The organism is Streptococcus sinensis (genome assembly GCF_000767835.1).
Lineage (GTDB): Bacteria > Bacillota > Bacilli > Lactobacillales > Streptococcaceae > Streptococcus > Streptococcus sinensis.
On the sequence record NZ_JPEN01000019.1, the window covers coordinates 1 to 19,183 of the forward strand.

Annotated in this window: 23 protein-coding genes and 1 pseudogene; 3 read left to right on the plus strand and 21 right to left on the minus strand. The window is 41.7% G+C overall.

Annotated elements, in window-relative coordinates:
* Positions 1-197: 197 nt before the first annotated feature.
* Genes SSIN_RS00785 through SSIN_RS00795 form a run of 3 tightly spaced genes read right to left on the minus strand, consistent with a single transcriptional unit; the run spans position 198 to position 3,027 of the window.
* A complete protein-coding gene (locus SSIN_RS00785) occupies positions 198-1,148 on the minus strand; it encodes a C39 family peptidase (RefSeq protein ID WP_037614616.1) in 951 nt (316 codons plus the stop codon).
* A gap of 18 nt (positions 1,149-1,166) precedes the next feature.
* On the minus strand, positions 1,167-2,339 hold the full coding sequence (locus SSIN_RS00790) for a hypothetical protein (protein WP_167332861.1): 1,173 nt from the start codon (positions 2,337-2,339) through the stop codon (positions 1,167-1,169).
* Positions 2,308-3,027 carry a C39 family peptidase gene (locus SSIN_RS00795; protein WP_003069799.1) on the minus strand — a complete coding sequence of 240 codons (720 nt, stop codon included), beginning with the start codon at positions 3,025-3,027 and terminating at the stop codon, positions 2,308-2,310. The genes SSIN_RS00790 and SSIN_RS00795 overlap by 32 nt, the downstream gene beginning before the upstream one ends.
* A 182-nt stretch (positions 3,028-3,209) precedes the next feature.
* On the opposite strand from SSIN_RS00795, the gene SSIN_RS00800 reads away from it, so the two are divergent.
* Positions 3,210-4,094, plus strand: coding sequence for a helix-turn-helix domain-containing protein (locus SSIN_RS00800; protein WP_037614620.1), 885 nt, complete (start codon positions 3,210-3,212; stop codon positions 4,092-4,094).
* A 287-nt stretch (positions 4,095-4,381) separates the two neighbouring features.
* Here SSIN_RS00800 and yidD read toward each other — a convergent pair whose 3' ends face one another.
* The 14 genes and pseudogenes from yidD to SSIN_RS00870 all read right to left on the minus strand — a co-directional run bounded on the left by yidD (position 4,382) and on the right by SSIN_RS00870 (position 14,019).
* Positions 4,382-4,618 (minus strand): membrane protein insertion efficiency factor YidD, encoded by a 237-nt coding sequence (gene yidD / locus SSIN_RS00805; protein WP_209325442.1) that lies wholly within the window; start codon positions 4,616-4,618, stop codon positions 4,382-4,384.
* Complete coding sequence (locus SSIN_RS00810; protein ID WP_037614621.1) at positions 4,615-5,346, minus strand: pseudouridine synthase; 732 nt, start codon at positions 5,344-5,346, stop codon at positions 4,615-4,617. The genes yidD and SSIN_RS00810 overlap by 4 nt, the downstream gene beginning before the upstream one ends.
* Positions 5,347-5,479: 133 nt before the next feature.
* Positions 5,480-6,025: an SMC-Scp complex subunit ScpB gene (gene scpB / locus SSIN_RS00815; RefSeq protein ID WP_037614624.1), complete on the minus strand. Its 546-nt coding sequence runs from the start codon at positions 6,023-6,025 to the stop codon at positions 5,480-5,482.
* Entirely contained in the window at positions 6,018-6,728 is a 711-nt protein-coding gene (locus SSIN_RS00820; protein WP_037614626.1) for a segregation/condensation protein A, read from the minus strand. Before SSIN_RS00820 ends, scpB begins: the two co-directional genes overlap by 8 nt.
* A gap of 2 nt (positions 6,729-6,730) precedes the next feature.
* Positions 6,731-7,462: a site-specific tyrosine recombinase XerD gene (gene xerD, locus SSIN_RS00825; protein WP_037614629.1), complete on the minus strand. Its 732-nt coding sequence runs from the start codon at positions 7,460-7,462 to the stop codon at positions 6,731-6,733.
* Positions 7,459-7,920 (minus strand): cyclic-di-AMP-binding protein CbpB, encoded by a 462-nt coding sequence (gene cbpB / locus SSIN_RS00830; protein ID WP_037614631.1) that lies wholly within the window; start codon positions 7,918-7,920, stop codon positions 7,459-7,461. The genes xerD and cbpB overlap by 4 nt, the downstream gene beginning before the upstream one ends.
* Positions 7,917-8,438, minus strand: a complete 522-nt coding sequence (locus SSIN_RS00835; RefSeq protein ID WP_037614634.1) for a metallophosphoesterase — start codon at positions 8,436-8,438, stop codon at positions 7,917-7,919. Before SSIN_RS00835 ends, cbpB begins: the two co-directional genes overlap by 4 nt.
* A pseudogene (locus SSIN_RS00840) lies at positions 8,423-9,391 on the minus strand (nucleoside-triphosphate diphosphatase). The gene SSIN_RS00835 and the pseudogene SSIN_RS00840 overlap by 16 nt, the downstream one beginning before the upstream one ends.
* Positions 9,388-10,182 (minus strand): glutamate racemase, encoded by a 795-nt coding sequence (racE, locus tag SSIN_RS00845; RefSeq protein ID WP_037614636.1) that lies wholly within the window; start codon positions 10,180-10,182, stop codon positions 9,388-9,390. Before racE ends, SSIN_RS00840 begins: the two are co-directional and overlap by 4 nt.
* Before the next feature lie 101 nt (positions 10,183-10,283).
* Positions 10,284-10,526, minus strand: coding sequence for a YneF family protein (locus tag SSIN_RS00850; RefSeq protein WP_037614637.1), 243 nt, complete (start codon positions 10,524-10,526; stop codon positions 10,284-10,286).
* 57 nt (positions 10,527-10,583) lie between these two features.
* Complete coding sequence (locus SSIN_RS00855; protein WP_037614640.1) at positions 10,584-11,834, minus strand: diaminopimelate decarboxylase; 1,251 nt, start codon at positions 11,832-11,834, stop codon at positions 10,584-10,586.
* A 205-nt stretch (positions 11,835-12,039) separates the two neighbouring features.
* Positions 12,040-12,723 (minus strand): Bax inhibitor-1/YccA family protein, encoded by a 684-nt coding sequence (locus tag SSIN_RS00860; RefSeq protein WP_037614643.1) that lies wholly within the window; start codon positions 12,721-12,723, stop codon positions 12,040-12,042.
* A 19-nt stretch (positions 12,724-12,742) separates the two neighbouring features.
* A complete protein-coding gene (locus tag SSIN_RS00865; RefSeq protein ID WP_037614646.1) occupies positions 12,743-13,234 on the minus strand; it encodes an HDIG domain-containing metalloprotein in 492 nt (163 codons plus the stop codon).
* A 44-nt stretch (positions 13,235-13,278) separates the two neighbouring features.
* Positions 13,279-14,019, minus strand: a complete 741-nt coding sequence (locus tag SSIN_RS00870; protein ID WP_037614648.1) for a TrmH family RNA methyltransferase — start codon at positions 14,017-14,019, stop codon at positions 13,279-13,281.
* Positions 14,020-14,158: 139 nt separating this feature from the next.
* On the opposite strand from SSIN_RS00870, the gene SSIN_RS00875 reads away from it, so the two are divergent.
* Together SSIN_RS00875 and yidC are read left to right on the plus strand one after the other, a co-directional pair.
* A complete protein-coding gene (locus SSIN_RS00875; protein WP_037614650.1) occupies positions 14,159-14,437 on the plus strand; it encodes an acylphosphatase in 279 nt (92 codons plus the stop codon).
* A gap of 81 nt (positions 14,438-14,518) precedes the next feature.
* Positions 14,519-15,439, plus strand: a complete 921-nt coding sequence (gene yidC, locus SSIN_RS00880) for a membrane protein insertase YidC (RefSeq protein ID WP_037614652.1) — start codon at positions 14,519-14,521, stop codon at positions 15,437-15,439.
* Between the two features lie 227 nt (positions 15,440-15,666).
* Here yidC and SSIN_RS00885 read toward each other — a convergent pair whose 3' ends face one another.
* The 4 genes from SSIN_RS00885 to greA form a co-directional block, all read right to left on the minus strand.
* Entirely contained in the window at positions 15,667-16,902 is a 1,236-nt protein-coding gene (locus SSIN_RS00885) for a sensor histidine kinase (protein ID WP_037614654.1), read from the minus strand.
* A complete protein-coding gene (locus tag SSIN_RS00890; protein ID WP_037614656.1) occupies positions 16,886-17,587 on the minus strand; it encodes a response regulator transcription factor in 702 nt (233 codons plus the stop codon). Before SSIN_RS00890 ends, SSIN_RS00885 begins: the two co-directional genes overlap by 17 nt.
* A 5-nt stretch (positions 17,588-17,592) precedes the next feature.
* On the minus strand, positions 17,593-18,213 hold the full coding sequence (locus SSIN_RS00895; RefSeq protein ID WP_037614658.1) for a GTP pyrophosphokinase: 621 nt from the start codon (positions 18,211-18,213) through the stop codon (positions 17,593-17,595).
* Positions 18,214-18,618: 405 nt separating this feature from the next.
* Positions 18,619-19,101, minus strand: a complete 483-nt coding sequence (greA, locus tag SSIN_RS00900; protein ID WP_037614661.1) for a transcription elongation factor GreA — start codon at positions 19,099-19,101, stop codon at positions 18,619-18,621.
* Positions 19,102-19,183: the final 82 nt, after the last annotated feature.

Sequence of the window (19,183 nt, forward strand, 5' to 3'; positions counted from 1 at the left end):
TGTCTTATCTCATTTTTCACTTAAAGCCTTGACAGACTTGACAAATGGTAGAAAAGAGCCAGAATAGCTACTGTCTTATCTCTTTTTTTACTTAAAGCCTTGATAGACTTGACAAATGGTAGAAAAGAGCCAAAATCTAACTTTAGAGGTGTCGTTTCCTTTCGTCTATCTAACGAATGCTCTGCCCATAATTTTTGCTACCACCCATAATTGGGCTCCATGCAAGTAACCATGGCATTTAGCAGTTCTTCAGGACTAACTATCTTCAAGCCTCCATAAACAGGATCCTGAACCATATAAGACGGATCCAAATAATATACATAGGCAACATCTGCCCCATCTGCTGTTAGCACATAGCCTACTCCGATAACATTGTGCTCACCGCTTCTGCCGGGATACATTTTTGAATTATCAAAAGTATAATACATTGGATAACCGTCATTGATATTTTGAATCAGACGCTGCTTGAATAACCTCATATCTTCTGAATCAGAACTTGGATTTGTCACTGTGGCCAATCTATATCCCGCCTGATTGCCATAAGGAGCATCATAGCCAAACATATATCTATTCAAAACTCTTATCGCATTGCTGTTGTGCGTCCCAAAAGATTCATCTGTGCCCATTTCACTAGCTAATTGAGCCTGATCAACATTGATCCCTCTACTAGCTAACATCATGGAAACTGTTGCCGGAGCGCAGTAATTCCAATAACGCTGGATAATGAGAGGTACATTTAACCGCACTCTCTGCCCTCCCACAGCCTGAACCTGACTACCTTGCATACCTTTTTCAATCAACAGCCCCGCTGCAACACTAGGGTCCATCGGAGGATTTTCCTCCACCCTCTCACTTGGTTTGACTTCTCCTGACTCCCCGCCTTGTGTTGGACTTGTTTGCGGGTCACTGCTAGACTGTGAGGACGCTACCGAACTCTGTTCTTTCTCAGAACTTTCTGATTTTTTACTAGAATCTACAGTTGACCCCTTTGTAGCATCTGTCTTATTTTTAGACTTAGATTGCTCAGAAACTTTCGAGGAAGACGTGCTATTGTTTTTGGAGGAAGGTGAAGAATTTTGACTACTAGCACAAGCAGCTAGTGCTATGATTGACAGCAAACACACTAGCATTCCGATATTCTTTTTCATGCTTGTCACCCCTTTCTTTTATTCAGCAAAGGTGAGGTATCTCATTACAGAATTGTCATTGGTGAAAATTTGTCCCTTCTCAATTTCCTTCTCATCCTTTAAAAAATCAACCCAGAAAATTCCTGTATTTGATAGCAAGATAATCCCATCATCATAACTATAATTAATCATTTTTTCAAGATCAAATAAATAATATTGTGGTCTAACCCTATCCTTATCAATTCTATCACCTAAAAATGTAATATAATTTCCTTTATAATTAAGGGTTTCAATCCAATTGGATGAAAAGAATTGTCTTTCTGTTTCTATATTTCCTAAAGATAAATAGTTTATTCCGAGCTTATATTCAGATATAATAACATTTTTATCATTAGAAAAAAGTCCATTATAAAAGTTATCCTTCCTCGATAATTCTTTGACTGCTTCTTTCAATTCGTCATGTTCATTATATCTAATTATCTTGGTAACTTGATGACTGTTGTCTATTAAAATATAATATACATTCCCATTAAAATAAATTGGGTGACTACTATTTTCTTTTTCAATTACGTTCAGATTCCCAGACAATAAATCAAAGGAATACGTTCTATAAATATCAGACTTATAAAACATATTCATATATAATTTATTACCTTGCCTAGTTACCTGTGTATAATGAATTGGATTTATATTTAGAATCGAATGAATTATTTTATAGTCACCCTCATGTAAATTAAAAATAAAATATATTGATTTCTGATTTACCTGATCAAATTCCTCAAAAACAATGTAATCTTTATCAGCATAATTAACAATAATAGTTACTATTTCTGATGTTTTTTCCACATATTTTATTTTTTTAAAGCTTCTATCTTTAATGTTTAGAGCTGCCAAATAATTTTCACTTTGATTATTCATATCATACGCTTCACCTATGACTAGCGAATCATCTGTAAGATAGGTGGGAGTGAAGTATACCCCATCAGGGTAAGACATTTTTATAGAAGATTTCAATAATTCTTCAGATGCAACAACTTTAAATGCTGTCGCATCTGAAATCTGATTAGTTTTCATCTCATCTGAATTACTTGCTGAGCTTTCATTATTCCTATTTGAACAACCTATTAAAAGAAGAATAACAATGCAAATCAAAAAGAGGGAATATGTTTTAACTAAACTATTACCATGCATAACCACGGCCACCAGTTGCATAGCTCATATTTCTAATCGTAACTCGTTGATTCATAACAAAACCACCATATCTTCCATATCCTGGATCAACATATGTAACCGAGTTCCCATTATCAAAATAATCTCCTATTACACCAAAATGATACAAAGCTGTTCCGATATTATGACCTTGTAAATACACATCTCCAGGGCTTTCCATTGTATTTACCATAACTGGATTTCCCCAACTCAGTGCCTCTGTAATATGATTTTTCATTTTATTAATTTGTGTATAGGTGTGCCACTCCCAATTAAATCTATATCTTGAACCAGCTACAACAGCATTCAATGCATTGGCTACTCCATTACCAGCATTAGTACCATTAGTCGTAGTCCCTAACAATGCAGCCATTTGCTGTTGACTTTTATTATAACCTAATGATCTAACAATCATAGAAGCTGATGCTGGCCCACAGTAATAATCATTAATCTGTGTTTGGAATGGTATATTTAAAATAACTTGTTGTGGCTTTGCTCTCAACGTATTTGTTTCTGAATCTATTTCAAGAAGAGGGCGCTCTAAAGGCGTTGACAAATCAACACCTCCGTTAACCACAGAAGGATCTGATTTAATAGAATCTCCTGTATCAGTTGCAGCAAAGACAACCGGAGCAGATATAAAACATAATAGAATAAGAAAAAGTGACCAACAAAGATTAATTCTTTTCATTTCTTTACTCCTTTATATTTTATTAAACAAATGCATCCGCTTACACTTTAATTTTAATGTTTTTCTTTTAATTTGTCAACTCTATTTTATTTTTTTTATTATATATAATTTCATTTATAATATTATTTAGATTAAATATATTCTAATTTGATTTTTGTTTGAAATATGTTATAATATACAATATGGACAAAGTAAATTCATTAAAACATAAGATTGCTGTAAAATTCAAAAATCGACGTCTACAGTTAGGCTTGTCGCAAAAAGAACTTGCTGAGGGGATTTGCGCCCAAGGTATCATTAGTAAAATTGAAAACGAAGAGCTTCTTCCTTCGATTGAGATCTTTATTCATCTTGTCAATAAGTTAAAATTGTCACACACTGCCATTGAGGAATTTTTCAATATTGATTATTTACCATCTGATAAATTTTACTCTTTAGACATTAAAAAGCTTATCCATTCCAGAGACTATGCTACACTAAAATATGTTTTGTCAATGGTCAATGCTGACACTCTAGATTCATCTGATAGAATGATTTTTGATTGGCTAACAGCCATTACCATATATCATGTACATCATGATAAAGAGGCCGCTTTAAAAAAACTGGAGACTCTGCTTGCTTCTATTCATGAAACGGACTTTATTTTCTTAAAAACAAAGTCAAGTATTGCTAGTATTTACAGTGATTCTGGCGAACATGATAAAGCTTTAGAAATTTTCAAAGAAATTCTCCCTGATATCAATAAATTTGCAGATTGGATGGATAAAGTAAAATATTATTATAGCTTATCCAGATCCTTCTTCTTTAAAAATGAATATGACAAGTCTCTTTATTATAACTCGTTAGCAATAACATTGATTTTAGAGGAAAAATCTTTGTTTTTATTAGGAGATTGTTATCTGGCCAGGGCTTATATACTTCAAAAACAACAATTATTATCGGAAGCTTATCAAAGCTGTCAGAATGCCATGGCTATTTTCAATATTACAAATGATATTCTACTTAAAAATATGGCATTTTCGCTTTTTTCCAGCTTAAAGGAGGAGTACAAATATGAAGAAGTCTAAATTGATGTTTTTCTTAGCAGTTCTGTTCATCTCAGCTATAGTAGTAATAGACATTTCTCAAATTACTATTTATGATTTCCCGCCAATTATTCATCTGCAATAGCTTGCCGTCATTGTTGTTCCCTGCTCACGTTTTTTGTGAACATTTTAAAAAGCGTTCTCTTGATAGAGAGCGCTTTTAAACTTGCAATTATGCAGTATCAATAAACTAATACTCAATGAGAAGATAAAAATTAGACTAGACAATGAGCTAGAAGTATGCTTTTGATTTTCGAAGAATATAAAAGTTATTTATCCCGCCGAAGACTAAAATGGTCTGGGACTGGATCGTCCCCTTCCTTAGACCATGGATGGCAGCGACCAATTCTGGCCAAGCCCATCAGTATCCCCTTGACTCCGTGTTTTTCAATGGCTTCAATCATGTAATTGGAACAAGTCGGCCGAAAACGGCAGGAAGGCGGAAAGGCAGGGGAAATAAAGCGCTGGTAAAATCGAACCGGCGCTATCAATATTTTCTTAATCATTTTTTCTTAGTCTTGGTCACAGCCAAGTTATGCAACTGGCTGACTTCCTTTTTACTCAATCGCCGTGCTTCACCCGGCTTGAGACCAGTCAAATCCAGATGCCCAAACTGAGTCCGTGAAAGCTTGTCCACTGGCAACCCCACTGCTTCAAACATCTTCTTGACCTGATGATTACGCCCTTCGTGGATAGTCAACTGAACCACTGAGCGATTCTTCACGGGATCGACCTTGAGAATCTCATAAACAGCTGGCTTGGTTTTCTTACCCTCAATGACCAGACCGCGGGTCAGCGGACGCAGAATTTCCTTATTGGCCACACCCTTGACACGCGCCACATAGACCTTGTCAATTTCATTTCGCGGGTGAATCATTTCATCTGTGAAGTCACCGTCATTGGTTAAAATCAAGGCACCAGAAGTATCCCAGTCCAATCGGCCAACGGGATAAATTCGCTCCTTGACCTGAGGCAGCAAATCAACGACTGTTTTGCGCCCCTTGTCATCGGTTACGCTGGAAATCACCCCACGCGGTTTATTGAGCAGATAGTAAACTTTTTCTTCATTGTAAATGGGCTGGCCTTCCACTTCTACTCGGTCGCCTGACTTGATGGTAGTCGCTAGCTCACGCACTACCTGACCATTCACGGTCACCAGCCCCTGCTTGATCAGTTCCTCAGCCTTTCTCCGGCTGGCAATTCCCGCATGGGCAATGTATTTATTGATTCTCATCGATATTGTCCTTTCACAAGATACAAAGACCATTTTCACAACTTTAACAGCTGGAAAAATGGCAAATAGGGAAAGCAGTGCCTCCCTCAAAGCTTGGTAGTATTCAAAAAAGGTCCCTTATAGGATGAACTTGTCACTCTCCGAAAAGTTGACTTTCCTCAGCAATGAGCTCCTCTTCATCCACAATAGGCAATTCGTCCAAATGATTGATGCCCATATAGTCCAAAAAATAATCCGTCGTCACATAGAGATTGGGGCGGCCAATGACTTCCTTCTTGCCATCTTCCCGAATCAGCTCAAAGGCTAGTAACTTCGAAATCGCTCCGCTGGAATTAACCCCACGAATATCATCAATCTCCACCCTTGTTATGGGTTGCTTGTAAGCAATGATCGACAAGGTTTCCAGTGCAGCTCGGGATAAGCTCTGGTTAATCGGTGCCCGCGAATATTCCCGTAAAATCTCAGCAAATTCAGGCTTGGTAACCAACTTATAAGTCTTTGACGTTTCCAGCAAGGTCAAACTGGAGTCGGGATTTGCTTGATAGTTCTCCGCCAATTTTTCTAAACTCTGGATGACACCAGTCGGCGGTAAGGAGAGGATTTCTGATAGCTGATGAACTTTGAGACCATCTTCCCCCGCCACAAAAAGCAGGGCTTCAATCTCTGCTAATTTACTCATTCTTTCTTCCTACTAAATAAATATTTCCAAAGTTTTCCTCCTGAATGACCTGCACCTCCTGCACCTTGACCAACTCCAGGGTTGCTAAAAAGAGCGTAATCACTTCATTCATGTCTTTGGTTTCTGCAAAAATATCCTGCAGGGCAAGGCGTTTTTGAGTCCGACAGCGCTGGCGCACTACTTCCATCATGTCCTCGATCTTATACTCGTCACGCACAATGGTCGTGTGGCTCTTTGAAAACTCCTCCTGCTTTTTGGTCATCACCTTGGAAAAAGCCAAGAAAAGATCAATGGTTGACTTGTCGTGTAGGAGCTCAGCGTCTTCATAAACCAGCTCCAGCTTGGGCTTGGAATAATAAAGAGCCCGGTCATCATGCTGAAGGGACATTTTCTGGCCCAACAGCTTGAACTTCCGATATTCCTCAATCTGACTCAGCAAGTCCTGCTCCAGATCGTCCTCCAAATCCACCTGATCTACCACTTTAGGCAAGAGCTTACGACTCTTGATCAGCATGAGCTGACTAGCCATAACCATGTATTCTCCCGTCACTTCCAGCCGCATGGCCTGCAGAGTAGACACATAAGCCAGATATTGCTCGATGACCTCGGTAATGGGCACATCGTAAATATCCATCTGATATTTGGATACGAGGTGCAGCAACAAGTCCAGCGGCCCTTCAAAATCTTTTAACTTGATATCCATTCTTATCTGTATTTTTCTAATGTAATCACTGTCTTCAAGCCCAGATCACGAGCAATGTCGTAGATGCCGACACCTTTTTCCCGCTGGCGCAAAATAAACTGCTCCCGCAGGCTTTGGGCTGACAAGCTGGCCTGCCCTTGCTCAATCAAGAAAGCTTCCAGCTGGCGAAAGCCCCATTGGCGTGAATAGGACTTGCCATTCTTTTCAAATAAATAAGTCCCTGTTAAATAGTCACCTAACTCATCCGTCAGACTTTCAGGGATTTTTATTATCCGCTTCTGCCCAGCCTTCTCAATCCGCAAAACCTGAAAGTCAAGATTAATATCTTCAACCTTGACCTGCAGGATTTCACTTGGCAAGAGACCCATTTCCAAAATCAGAAGCGCCATTAGTCGGCCATGCGGAACCGCAGAAGTCTCCCAAAAAGCTGACAAGTCCATCAGCTCGCTTTCAAGTTCCTTGGAAATCGCGACCTTGGGCAAGGTCAAGCGGTGAAATTCTCCAATCATCTTGTTCTCGTAAAGATAATAGAGAAATTGATTAACCGCTGAGAGCTTTCGCTTCTGGACAGCCGCCTTAAAATCCTTGATGGAAGCTTGATAAATCCGCAAATTGGTCTCCGTCACCTTGCTGTGGATTTCATTGACAAATTGCTCCAGATCGTAGGAATAGGCTAGTTTTGAATTTTCCGAGATGTTTTTTTGCTCTAAAAAAGGGGTAATTTGTTCTTTCATTTTTTGGAAATCTCATACTGACTTGTGAAATTATGCATCAGCGAATTCACAGCTTTCAAAATCGATTTTCTGGTAATAATCCCATAAAAACGATGTTTTTTATCCACAACAGGCAAGAAAGACTCGTCTACCAGCTTACGCAGAACATCTGAAATCTGGTAATCTGGCTCAACGGTCAGACCATCTTTTCGAGTCATATGGACAATATCCATGGACATAAACTCTTCCTCCGGTAGCTCATGCTGCATCCGATAAGCCAGGATATCTGTCAAAGAAATGGTTCCGACAAACTTTTTCTTCGCTGTCACCACTGGAATCCGCGAGTAGGTCATCTGACTCAACAAGAGAATCGCATGGTCTACATTGTGGGTGTCGATCATCACTGCTAGTTTGGATTCTGGTGTCAAAAAAGTGTCTTCCAAATTCAAAAGATATTCTTCAAATTCCTTAGCAATCATCGGGCAAACTCCTTAGATAAGCTTGGGTAAAGCTCATGATTTCGCGTATAAAAATCAACCTTAAAACGGTCCTCATCAATCTCTAACTTGGCATAAAGTCTCTCAGTAATCAAACCGCGCGGCTGACTGATAGAGCCTGGATTAAGAAAGAGAGTCTTCCCTTGCATCCAAGCATCTGGAACGTGTAAATGCCCATATAGACAGATATCTGCCCCTACTTCCTGAGCCCAGAGATCCAGCTTTTGGAAGCTAAAGTTGATATTGAAAAGATGACCGTGGGTCTGGGCAATAATGGTCCCATCCAAATCTGTCACCAAACGCTCAGGATAACCGGGATAAAAGTCCATGTTCCCCGCCACGACGTGAATCCCTTCCCAAATTTCATCTTTAAAAGGCAACTCTGAGTCCCCATCGTGAAAAATAGCATCGACTTTTCCCAGATAATGATCTTTAATTGCTTCGACAATGGCACGATCCCCATGGGAATCACTCATCACTATGATTATTTGCTTTGCCATGCTGGAAATACCTCCACTAATTTTTGCACCGCTTGCGCACGATGAGACTGGGCATTTTTCTCTTCGATCGTCAGCTCAGCTGATGTTTTTCCTGTCTCTCCGACTAAGAACAAAGGATCATAGCCAAAGCCATTTTCACCTTTGGGCTCATGGGCAATGTAGCCCGGCCAATCTGCTTCGACAACTAAGGACTCCTTATCTGGACTAGCCACCACCAGAGTTGTGTGGAAATGAGCAGAGCGGTCTTTAATCTCAAAGACCATAGCCAGTTCGTGCAGAAGCTTGATATTATTTTCAGCATCCGTCGCACCAACACCAGCAAAGCGAGCCGACCAAACACCTGGCAGGCCGCCCAAAACATCCACCTGCAGACCTGAATCATCTGCCAACACCATTTTGCCAGTCAATTGACTAATCGTTTCAGCCTTGAGACGGGCATTTTCTTCAAAGGTCATGCCTGTTTCAGCCACTTCTGGCAAATCAGGATAGTCATTCAGATTTTCCACCTCATAGCCCAACTTCCCAAAAAGCTTACGGAACTCCGCCGTCTTGCCCTCATTTCGAGTCGCAATCAAGAGGGTATCCTTGACATCTTTTGCTTCCAGAAAGGCTTGTAGATCCACGCCGGTTTGTGGCAGATGAACATAGAGCAATTGTCCTGCTTCAACCAAAAGGAGAGCTCCCTGTCGCTGCAATAATTCTAACTTTCAGCCTGTTTCTTGATTTAAAATATCCAGCAAGAAGGTCAGAAAGCGAAAGGCTGAGCCATAGCGAATGACCGTGATATTTAAGGGCAGGCCTAGTTCTTCTTCCGCCAAAATACTCTCTAAGCGGTCTAAAATCTCAGAAGCTTCAGCTGGCACTCGCTCAAATTCACTGTAAGAGGCACTTTTCCCCCATTCAGCCACATACCAGTCAGAGGCATCTTTGTATTCATAAATGTTCTTTGTCATAAGGTCACATGCTCCACATTGACTTTCAGATTCAGCCAGTTTTCTGCGATTTCCGCAAATCTCTTAGCACTGGCTGTAGTATAAAAACGATGGTTCAGTTCATGCTTCTCGCGGCTACGATTGATTTCGAAATAATTGAGCAGGACAGAAATATCCCGTACACACTCAGCCCCGCTGTCAATCAGCTTGACATTTGGCCCCATCATATTTTGAATAATCGGCCGCAACAAGGGATAATGGGTACATCCCAAGACAAGAGTATCAATCTTGCCCGCCAGAGGATGCAGAGTCTCATAAACCACCTTTTTGGTCAGGCTAGACTGGAGCTCATTGGACTCCACCAGAGGAACAAACTTGGGACAAGCTAGACTCTGCACCTGCATATCTGGTGATAGAGCCTCAATCTTTTTACGGTAAATATCTGATTGCACCGTCATAGGAGTGCCAATGACTCCAATCTTGCCACCAACAGTTGACTTGATTGCAGCACTAGCTCCAGGCAAAATCACACCTAGGACAGGAATGTCCAGCTTTTCCTTGATTTCCTCCCAGACAACAGCTGTCGCCGTATTGCAGGCAATAACAATCATCTTAACATCCTTGGTCAAGAGAAAGTTGACCAGTTGCCAGGTATAAGCCCGAATCTGCTCTGCCGGCCTAGGACCATAAGGAGCCCGAGCCGAATCACCTATATAAACCACTTCCTCATGGGGGAGCTGCCGCATCAGTTCACGGACAACAGTCAGACCGCCCACCCCTGAGTCTAAAAATCCAATCGGTCGGTTATCCATAAAGTCTTCTTTCTAAAACAAGGGATTGGAAGCTTAGCCCAAATCCCCATTTTTTATATAGAAATTTCCTATCGGCTTTAAGACAGCCAAGAGAGGAAAAATTATTTTTTGTTTTTAGCAAGTGCTGCTTTTTGTTGGTTAATGATTTGACGGTAAACCTGCTGTACTCTCGCTTCGCTTGGCTTTTGACCGCTGGCGCTGAGCAACGTCCGCACCGCTTCCACATTGAGACGAGGATTTTCCGCAAATTCTTTTTCGACCTGACGGCGAAGCAAGTACATACCCAGCAAAATCCCACCAAAGAAAGCCAGCATAATCAATAAAATTGCTAACAATGTATTCATAATAATCCGAACTCCTATTTCAATTTTTTCATTGCTCTTTATTATACCAAATTATCTCTATTTTTCAAAATCAAAGCCATAGAGAGTCGCGAAATAATCTTCTGGCCTCTCTGCCCGACGAATCATGCGGGCCTGCCCATTTTCCTCTAGGAGAATCTCGCTAGAGCGCAACTTGGCATTGTATTGATAGCCCATGGAGAAACCGTGGGCACCAGTATCATGAATCACTAGCGTATCGCCGATTTGGCTGACAGGCAGCTCCCGCTGGATGGCAAATTTATCGTTGTTTTCACAGAGACTGCCGACCACATCGATAATCTCTGTCGGTCCTTCTGGTCGATCCATATTGGTAATATGATGATAAGCTCCGTACATAGCAGGACGAAGGAGATTAACCGCAGAAGCATCCACTCCCAGATAGGTTCGATAGGTTTGCTTTTTGTGAGTAACCTTGGTCACCAAGAGACCGAAAGGCGCCAGCATAAAACGTCCCAGCTCGGTGAAAATCTTGACCTGCCCCAGACCAGCCGGTGTCAGGATTTCCTCATAGGCCTGACGAACCCCCTGACCGATGACCGCAATATCATTTTCCTCGCCTTCAGGCTGGTAGTTAACCCCGACACCGCCAGACAGATTGATAAAATCTAGCTCAACCCCGGTCGCTTCTACGACCTCTACCGCTAACTCAAAAAGCTGACGAGCCAGTTCCGGATAGTAGGCATTGCTGACAGTATTGGAGGCCAAGAAAGCATGGATACCGAATTTCTCTGCTCCCAACGCCTTGAGTTCCTTAAAGGCTTGAATCAGCTGCACCTTGGTCATGCCAAACTTGGCTTCCTCTGGATGATCCATAATGCTGGTGCCCAGCTCAAAGACACCGCCGGGATTGTAGCGACAGGAAATCACCTTGGGAATGCTAGCTACTTCCTCCAAGAAAGCCACATCCTCGTAGGCATCTAGGTTGATGGTCGCCCCCAGCTGCCGCGCAAGGCGAAATTCATCGGCTGGCGTATTATTGGACGAAAACATAATCTCATCACCTGCAAAGCCCAACTTTTGGCTCATCATCAGCTCTACATAGCTGGCACAGTCCACCCCGCAACCTTCCTCCTTGAGAATTTTTAAAATAGCAGGATTCGGTGTCGCCTTAACGGCAAAATATTCTTTAAAGCCAGGATTCCAAGCAAAGGCTTGGTGCAGAGCCCGCACCCGCGCTCGGATCCCCTTCTCATCATAGAGATGAAAGGGAGTTGGAAATTGCTCGGTCAGCTCGGCCAAGCGTTCACGACTGATAAATGGAGTTTTCATACACATCTCTGCTTTCTCTTTTTCTGAGAATATTATAACATAAATGATGACAAAGCAGAGAAAAAGAAGTTACAAGAACTTCTCTCTACTACATTATCATACTCCAAGTTGATAATGGGCCTAAATTTCACACGAAAACACCCCTAAAGTTAGATTGTACTTAGCCAACTTTAGAGGTGCAGTTATGGATTAATTTTTTATGTCATTAATCATTTCTTCCGAAAATCCGAAGAATGCTGAGGAAGAGATTGATAAAGTCGAGGTAAAGGCTCAAAGCGAGGGAGATTGCCCAGCCAAGACCAACTTGACCGCCAGTTTGCTCATAAACATAACGAATTTTTTGATTGTCCCAGGCAATCAAGCCAGAGAAAATCACAACACTAACATAACTGACGATATAGTCCACCATCTCGCTACCAAGGAAAATATTGACCAGACTCGCAATCAAAATCCCAATCAAACCAGCAATCATGGCACGTCCCATGCCAGACAAATCTTTTTTGATAACAATTCCCATTGCTGCCATAACAATGAAAACTGCCGCACTAACAGCAAAGGCTTTAAAGACCACTCCTCCTGTATAGAGAGCCACAATAAAACTCATGGTGAAGCCATTTAAGGCTGAATAACTCAAAAAGAGTGGCATGGCTGCCGGACTATTGCGAAGGCCCAAGCTAGAAGCTGACCAAACCAAGGCCAACTCAAGGAAAATAGTCCCATAATAAATCCAACGATAATTGAGCAAAATATCGACCATGGCCATCTGAAAGGTCGTTAGCATTAAGCCTGATACCAAGGCAGAGATAGCAATTCCCAGCCCGACAAATCCATAGACTTTAGAATAAAAACTAGAAAGTCCGCTGTTTTCTTGAATAACTGTATTGTTCATAATGTCTCCTTTTCACATTTTAACTTCTCAACATCTTACGATGATACTTTTTGCGTCCGCCCATCTTACGCCGCCAAGGCGCAGTTGCTTCCTTGACTGCCCAATATTTATCCACCATCGTCACAATATAAGACTCCTTATAGCGCGGCGGAGCAATGGTCGCCCCCCACATGTGCTTGATGATAATATCTTCCTCAACTCGATTGAGCTTGGTAATCTTGCGGGCGTTACGGACTGCTAAACGGGGATGCACCCAGGCATGACTCTTTTTAAACTTGGTTTCACGCCAGTCATAGTAAAATAAGTCATGAAGAAGAGCACCTCGTGCTGTACTGCGAGCATTCCAGCCAAATTTTTTAGCAATCTTGTAACTAGTATAACTGACATTAATCGAATGTTCAAGTCGGTTGGAATGAATATGATGGGTAATCTCTTTCAAGCGCTGCACACTGGGTTTTTCAATTAAATGCCCCACATAAGCCATAAATTCTTCATCTTCTCTGTAAGGCATAACATCACCTCCGTTTAGTTTCATTATAGAAAGATTTCTAAAAACTAGCTTAAAGCAAACATCAGAATTCCAGCTGCCACAGCGACATTTAGACTCTCTGCTTGGCCTTTCATCGAAATATGAACCAAAACATCGGCCGCGTCCGCTATCTCTTGGCTGATTCCCTGACCTTCATTGCCCACGACCAGGACAAAATGCTCATTTTTTTCGACTTTTTGATAGTCAACGGAATCTTCTGACAACGTCGAAGCCAGAAGTTGCAGCTTATTTTTACGCGCAAGAGCAAGCATTTCCTCTCTGCTCACGCGATAAATCGGCAAATGGAAATGGCTGCCCTGCATGGAGCGCAGCGTTTTTAGATTGTAAATATCAGCAGAGTGACTAGAAATGAATACTCCCTGATAGCCTGCCGCATCCGCTGTTCGGATGATGGTCCCGACATTGCCAGGATCCTGTACATCCTCTAAAAAGAGATAGGCTCCTTCCAGCTTTTCTGGAATGTTTTGCTCCTCAAAGGCTAATTCTGCAACGATTCCCTGAGGTGTTTTACTATCTGCTAAATCACTGAGAATCTCGGGACTGACAAAAATCGTCTGAGAAAATTCCGCCAAACGCTCTTCGTACTCTGCCAAGGCAAAAATTCGCAGAATCCGTGCCTGACTGGCCCGAGCCTCCTCAAAAAGATGCCAGCCCTCAATCAGATAAGACTCGCTGCGATACTTTTTTTGATGCAGCTTTTTAGCTTTTTTTACCACATTATTGGCTTTTGAGGTTATAATATTCATAAGTACATTATACCACAATCTGACGGTTTTGGACTCATCCTCCAGACTTATCCGCAAAGAAAATCTCAACCTGCTCAGTAGGCTAGGAAAACGGAGAAGCTGACGGTTGAGTTCTGGCCCGTTACAAAAGGAGGCAGCTATGCAAAAAGTGAGAATGATTGCTCAAGGACGTGTCCAAGGTGTCGGTTTTCGCTGGGGAGTCTATTCTTTAGCTCTGGAAATCGGCGGGATTACCGGTCGTGTCTGGAATAACGATGACGGCACTGTCGAAATTTTGGCCCAAGCCGAGACATCTGCTCTCATGGCCAAATTCATTCAGGAAATCCGCAAAGGCCCGACTCCCTTTTCTAAAGTAAGCTATCTGGATGTAACCATGGCCAATTTTGATTCCTATACCGACTTTAAAATTGCAAATTAGGTCTACAGAACTATTGTATATTTTGCAAAAAAACAGTAGAATAGATAAGTATTATTTTTTAGAAACAAAGGAAACGAACTCGTGAAAAAATTTAAACGTATTTTATTCTCTGGAATGAGCTTGTCCCTGCTCCTTTTATTGACTGGATGTGTCGGACGAGACAAAGCCGGAAATCCATCTGGAATCATCTGGAACCTGTTGGGGCATCCTATGGGAGAAGCCATTAAGTTCTTCGCCAATAATATGCATCTCGGCTTTGGGATGGGGATCATTCTTGTCACTCTGATTGTGCGGATTATTATCCTCCCTCTCGGGATTTACCAGTCTTGGAAGGCCACTCTTCAGTCAGAAAAGATGAACTACTTCAAACCTATCTTTGCGCCGCTCCAAGAACGGGTCAATAATGCTGAAACGCAAGAAGAAAAGCTACAGGCTCAGCAAGAATTGATGGCGGCTCAACGAGAAAATGGCTTGAGTATGTTTGGCGGTATCGGCTGCCTGCCTCTGCTCATTCAAATGCCTTTCTTCTCAGCCCTCTTCTTTGCTGCTCAGTACACTGAAGGCGTGGCAAGCAGTACATTTCTTGGCATTGACCTTGGAAAATCAAGTATTGTCTTGACTCTCATTGTTGGAGTGCTCTATTATCTTCAGTCTGTCCTCTCCCTTCATGGTATAGAAGACGAAGCACAAAAAGAGCAGATGAAACGCGCTTCTTATATGAGCCCGATTATGATTGTTGTCTTCTCCTTCATGTCGCCAGCAGCTGTAACCCTCTATTGGGTTGTCGGCGGTTTCATTCAAATTATTCAGCAATTCATGATCAATTATTTGATTCGCCCACGGATTAGAAAACAAGTGGCTGAAGAGTATAAAAAGAATCCTCCAAAAGCCATGAGAAACTCAGGACGAGTAAAAGATGTAACACCAAAAGCTAGTCAGGCCATCAGCCATAGCAATAAAAAGAAAAACAACCGTAACGCTGGGAAACAACGTTCTAGATAAACAANTCTTCGCCACTTTCTGTTTACTTTTAGGATGCTGCAATAGACGAGAAGACTGTTGAAATTTGTGTCAAATCAACCAAGAGGGTAAAACATTCTTAGAACTATTTTTACCCCGGGTCTTATCTTTAAAAAGCAAAAGAGTATCCCAGTATTTTCTGAGTTTAATACGAGGGGATGCAATCGAAAGACGATACAAGCTGGCCTTCTGCAAGCTGATTTCAACTGCTAAATCAGGATTGTAAAGCTGATGAAGCCTTTTTTATAGCTGGCTGCGATTTTTCCTTTAAAAAGATTGACCAGACTTTCGGCCATGGAGAGTCCAATTCCGTAACCTGCCTGCTTATGATTATGGGATTCATCTTCGCGGTAAAAACGGTCAAAAAAGCGACTATAGTCGACATTTTTCCCATCCGCATAGCTATTGGAAACAATCAAACGTGCTCGTTTTCTACGCTTAGCCTTGGTCAGGGTCACAAAAATCTGACCGTCCTCATCGCAGTATTTGCAGGCATTGTCAATCAAAATGCTGACTAATTCATAGAGTTCATCTTGACTTGCCTTGACATGAATCCCATCCTGAACCCTGATATGATAGTCCTTCCCAGCTTTTTCAGCTACAGATTTGAAATCTTGGGCTGCTTTTTGGACAAGGCTGGAAAAGTCCACATCTACTAAGGCTATATCTGGTTGCTCCTCCAAACGAGCCAGACTGACCATTTGATTGATGAGATTGCTGAGACGATTGACCTGATCCTTGGTACTTTCTGTCCACTCATTTTCTCCCGTCATCAATTCCTGCAACTCTGTATTAGCCGAAATGATCGCCAGAGGTGTTTTCAATTCATGACCAGCATTGGTAATAAAACGCTTCTGCTTCTCATAATTCCTGACATAGGGACGAATGGCCCAACTAGACACAACGGAAATGACGACAATAAAGAAAATGACACTATAAAGAGCCGAACGAATGGAAACCCACAGAAAGTCATTACGATCCTCAAGGTATTTGGTCGAGTCCAGCACGACAGCCAAGTAGCGCTTGGTCCTTGAATCCCGCGTCACTTGATAGGAGTAATACTGACCACCGATAGTAAAAATCCCATTTTTTCGGTGCTGTTTGACGACTGATTTGGCAGATTTTAAAGCTTGCTCCTGAGAAAGGTTAGAAATATTGTTCAGATTGGATGAGTAGACCGTTCCATCTTCATTAAATACAGCGCTATAATAGCGGTATTGATAAATGGTATCAATCGAAATGCGATCGTTATCTAAAGCCTGAGCCGTAGCCTGGACACTGGGAAACTCACCCTGATTATCTGACAAGATATTCAATACTGCTTGGATTTCTCCAGTCGTTTGAAGAAATCGGACTGAGTTAAGAGCCCCAACCAGAAAAAAGAGGATGCCTGTGACAGCTACTGATGCTATGAGGATAAAGCGAACTCTAAGTTTCCGAAACATGCTTGTCTCCTTCCACTGGCACTAAACAAAAACTGCCATTTTCCTCACCTAAAATAGCCAGGTCTGCATTGATGGCCTTGAGCTTTTGGCGGAGATAGGAGATATAGATCCAGACAAAGCCTTCATCCAAGTCCTCGCTTTGCTCGCCCTTCCAGACATGCTGAAAAATTTCTTTTGTTGTCAGTTTTTTGCCACTGTTTAGCATCAAAAACTCCATCATTTTGGATTCCTTACTAGCCAGACGGATGGAATTTGAGCTGGCTAATTCATGCTCACCGACATCCAGACTGGTCCGACCAACCTGCAAAAGATTGGGGGTGAAAGCCTCCAAACGACGCGACATGGACCGCAGACGGGCTAACAATTCCTTGAGGGAGAAAGGTTTGGTCAGATAATCATCTGCACCCGCATCCAGACCTGTGACCTTGTCGTCAATTTCTGACATAGCCGTCAGCATGATGACATGACTCGTATTCCCTGACTGACGGATTTCTCTTAGGGCTTCCAGACCCGTTTTCTTCGGCATCATAATATCTAAAATCATCAAGTCATAGGCATTTTCCAAAGCTAAGTCAACAGCTTTTTGTCCATCAAAAGCCGCATCCACCTCGTAACCTTCGTGGATCATGGCTGTTTGTAAAACACGGGAAAGCTGCTCCTCATCTTCTGCTAACAAAATTTTCATATTTTCTACTCACTTTCTCGGATCAGATTGCGAATGGTCTGCATAGTCACATCACAGGAAGCCAGCTCATCCGCACAGCGCTTCAGCTCTCGAACAATCCGCTTGGTATCCTTAATTTCATGCTTGTATTTCATCTGATGCTCCAGACTAGCCCAAGAATCCATGGCAATGGTCCGCAGCTGGACTTCCACAAAATAAGAGCCAGGCTGATTGCCCAAACAGTCTTCGTAGGGCGTTTCCACTTCTAAAATCAAATGATAGGAGCGGTAACCATTTGGTTTGGCCGACAGGATGTAGTCCTTCTCAAGGATAATGTTACAGCCCCTCAGCCCCCGAATGATGTCAATCGTTTGGTAAATATCATCGATGAATCCACAAACAATCCGAATTCCAATCGCATCGCGAATTTTCTTGAGGGCAGACTCAGGAGTCGGTGGCAGATTCTTACGAGTACATTTTTCCAGCATGCTGGCCTCATCCTTGACACGAGCATTAAAATGCTCAAACAGCTTATGTCCCGTTTCCTGCTTTATTTTTTTATTTTCAGCTTTGATACGCTGACTGATATCTTCTAGTATTTTGGGCAAATAGTCACCGTATTTGCCATAAATGGCTTGCTCTTGCATGGTCCTCTCCTCATTTTTTCCTTTTCCCATTATAACATATCCATCTGTAATTTCCCTACTTCTGCCCTATAGTCATTCCGTTTATCTTTTATTATGTAGTTAGCTTAGTTTGCCGTACTCCCCTACTTAAATGCTAACTTTCTCATTCCTCCCTGACACTTCCCAAGGTCGCCGTTTTTCATTTCTGTTTTATGATAGTCGGTTGGTTTTCGCTTACTAAGCATAAAGGTCGGGGCTAAAAAATATCTTAGACTATTTCAATCTCTCGTACCGTTTGGCTACAGAATCACTTCATCAACCTACGGAAAATCTCTTTTTACCCTTAGCTCCATCATACATATTCTGACTTAAACAAATCGAAAACAAAAAAAGCTGATTGTTCAGCTTTTAGATTTTCAAATTCATTTAGACTGTTTTTTCAACTTTTAAGATTTTAACATCATAGCTGCCAACTGGTGTTTCAACCGTTGCAGTGTCACCGGTTTTCTTACCAATCAGAGCTTGGCCAATTGGACTTTCATTTGAAACTTTACCAGCAAAAGCATCTGCTCCAGCAGAACCAACAATGATATAAACCTCTTCTTCTGTTTCACCGACTTCTTGAATGGTAACTGTTTTCCCGATAGCAACTTCATCCTTGGCAACTGCATCACTATCTACAATCACAGCATAGCGAATTTTAGTCTCAAGACTGGAAATCTGACCTTCCACAAAGGCTTGTTCATCTTTCGCTGCTTCGTATTCACTGTTTTCTGACAAATCTCCATAAGAACGAGCAATTTTAATGCGCTCTACCACTTCTGGACGTCGGACCAATTTCAATTCTTCTAATTCTTTTTCTAATTTTTCCTTTTCCGCAAGGGTCATCGGATACGTTTTTTCAGCCATAATTTTTTCTCTTTTCTTTTATTTTATTTTTTAATAAAACAAAATTATGTGGAAAACCACATAATTTTGTTAGAACTGTCGC

Bases quoted from the DNA above. Each gene is read 5' to 3' on its own strand.
- SSIN_RS00855 (WP_037614640.1), bottom strand. From the start codon at position 11,834: ATGAAAACTCCATTTATCAGTCGTGAACGCTTGGCCGAGCTGACCGAG.
- yidD (WP_209325442.1), bottom strand. From the start codon at position 4,618: ATGATTAAGAAAATATTGATAGCGCCGGTTCGATTTTACCAGCGCTTT.
- SSIN_RS00835 (WP_037614634.1), bottom strand. From the start codon at position 8,438: ATGGCAAAGCAAATAATCATAGTGATGAGTGATTCCCATGGGGATCGT.
- SSIN_RS00795 (WP_003069799.1), bottom strand. From the start codon at position 3,027: ATGAAAAGAATTAATCTTTGTTGGTCACTTTTTCTTATTCTATTATGT.
- SSIN_RS00875 (WP_037614650.1), top strand. From the start codon at position 14,159: ATGCAAAAAGTGAGAATGATTGCTCAAGGACGTGTCCAAGGTGTCGGT.
- SSIN_RS00860 (WP_037614643.1), bottom strand. From the start codon at position 12,723: ATGAACAATACAGTTATTCAAGAAAACAGCGGACTTTCTAGTTTTTAT.
- SSIN_RS00885 (WP_037614654.1), bottom strand. From the start codon at position 16,902: ATGTTTCGGAAACTTAGAGTTCGCTTTATCCTCATAGCATCAGTAGCT.
- SSIN_RS00820 (WP_037614626.1), bottom strand. From the start codon at position 6,728: ATGGATATCAAGTTAAAAGATTTTGAAGGGCCGCTGGACTTGTTGCTG.
- SSIN_RS00800 (WP_037614620.1), top strand. From the start codon at position 3,210: ATGGACAAAGTAAATTCATTAAAACATAAGATTGCTGTAAAATTCAAA.
- SSIN_RS00810 (WP_037614621.1), bottom strand. From the start codon at position 5,346: ATGAGAATCAATAAATACATTGCCCATGCGGGAATTGCCAGCCGGAGA.
- greA (WP_037614661.1), bottom strand. From the start codon at position 19,101: ATGGCTGAAAAAACGTATCCGATGACCCTTGCGGAAAAGGAAAAATTA.
- xerD (WP_037614629.1), bottom strand. From the start codon at position 7,462: ATGAAAGAACAAATTACCCCTTTTTTAGAGCAAAAAAACATCTCGGAA.
- SSIN_RS00785 (WP_037614616.1), bottom strand. From the start codon at position 1,148: ATGAAAAAGAATATCGGAATGCTAGTGTGTTTGCTGTCAATCATAGCA.
- scpB (WP_037614624.1), bottom strand. From the start codon at position 6,025: ATGAGTAAATTAGCAGAGATTGAAGCCCTGCTTTTTGTGGCGGGGGAA.
- SSIN_RS00870 (WP_037614648.1), bottom strand. From the start codon at position 14,019: ATGAATATTATAACCTCAAAAGCCAATAATGTGGTAAAAAAAGCTAAA.
- SSIN_RS00850 (WP_037614637.1), bottom strand. From the start codon at position 10,526: ATGAATACATTGTTAGCAATTTTATTGATTATGCTGGCTTTCTTTGGT.
- SSIN_RS00865 (WP_037614646.1), bottom strand. From the start codon at position 13,234: ATGCCTTACAGAGAAGATGAAGAATTTATGGCTTATGTGGGGCATTTA.
- cbpB (WP_037614631.1), bottom strand. From the start codon at position 7,920: ATGATTGCTAAGGAATTTGAAGAATATCTTTTGAATTTGGAAGACACT.
- SSIN_RS00890 (WP_037614656.1), bottom strand. From the start codon at position 17,587: ATGAAAATTTTGTTAGCAGAAGATGAGGAGCAGCTTTCCCGTGTTTTA.
- SSIN_RS00895 (WP_037614658.1), bottom strand. From the start codon at position 18,213: ATGCAAGAGCAAGCCATTTATGGCAAATACGGTGACTATTTGCCCAAA.
- SSIN_RS00790 (WP_167332861.1), bottom strand. From the start codon at position 2,339: ATGCAACTGGTGGCCGTGGTTATGCATGGTAATAGTTTAGTTAAAACA.
- racE (WP_037614636.1), bottom strand. From the start codon at position 10,182: ATGGATAACCGACCGATTGGATTTTTAGACTCAGGGGTGGGCGGTCTG.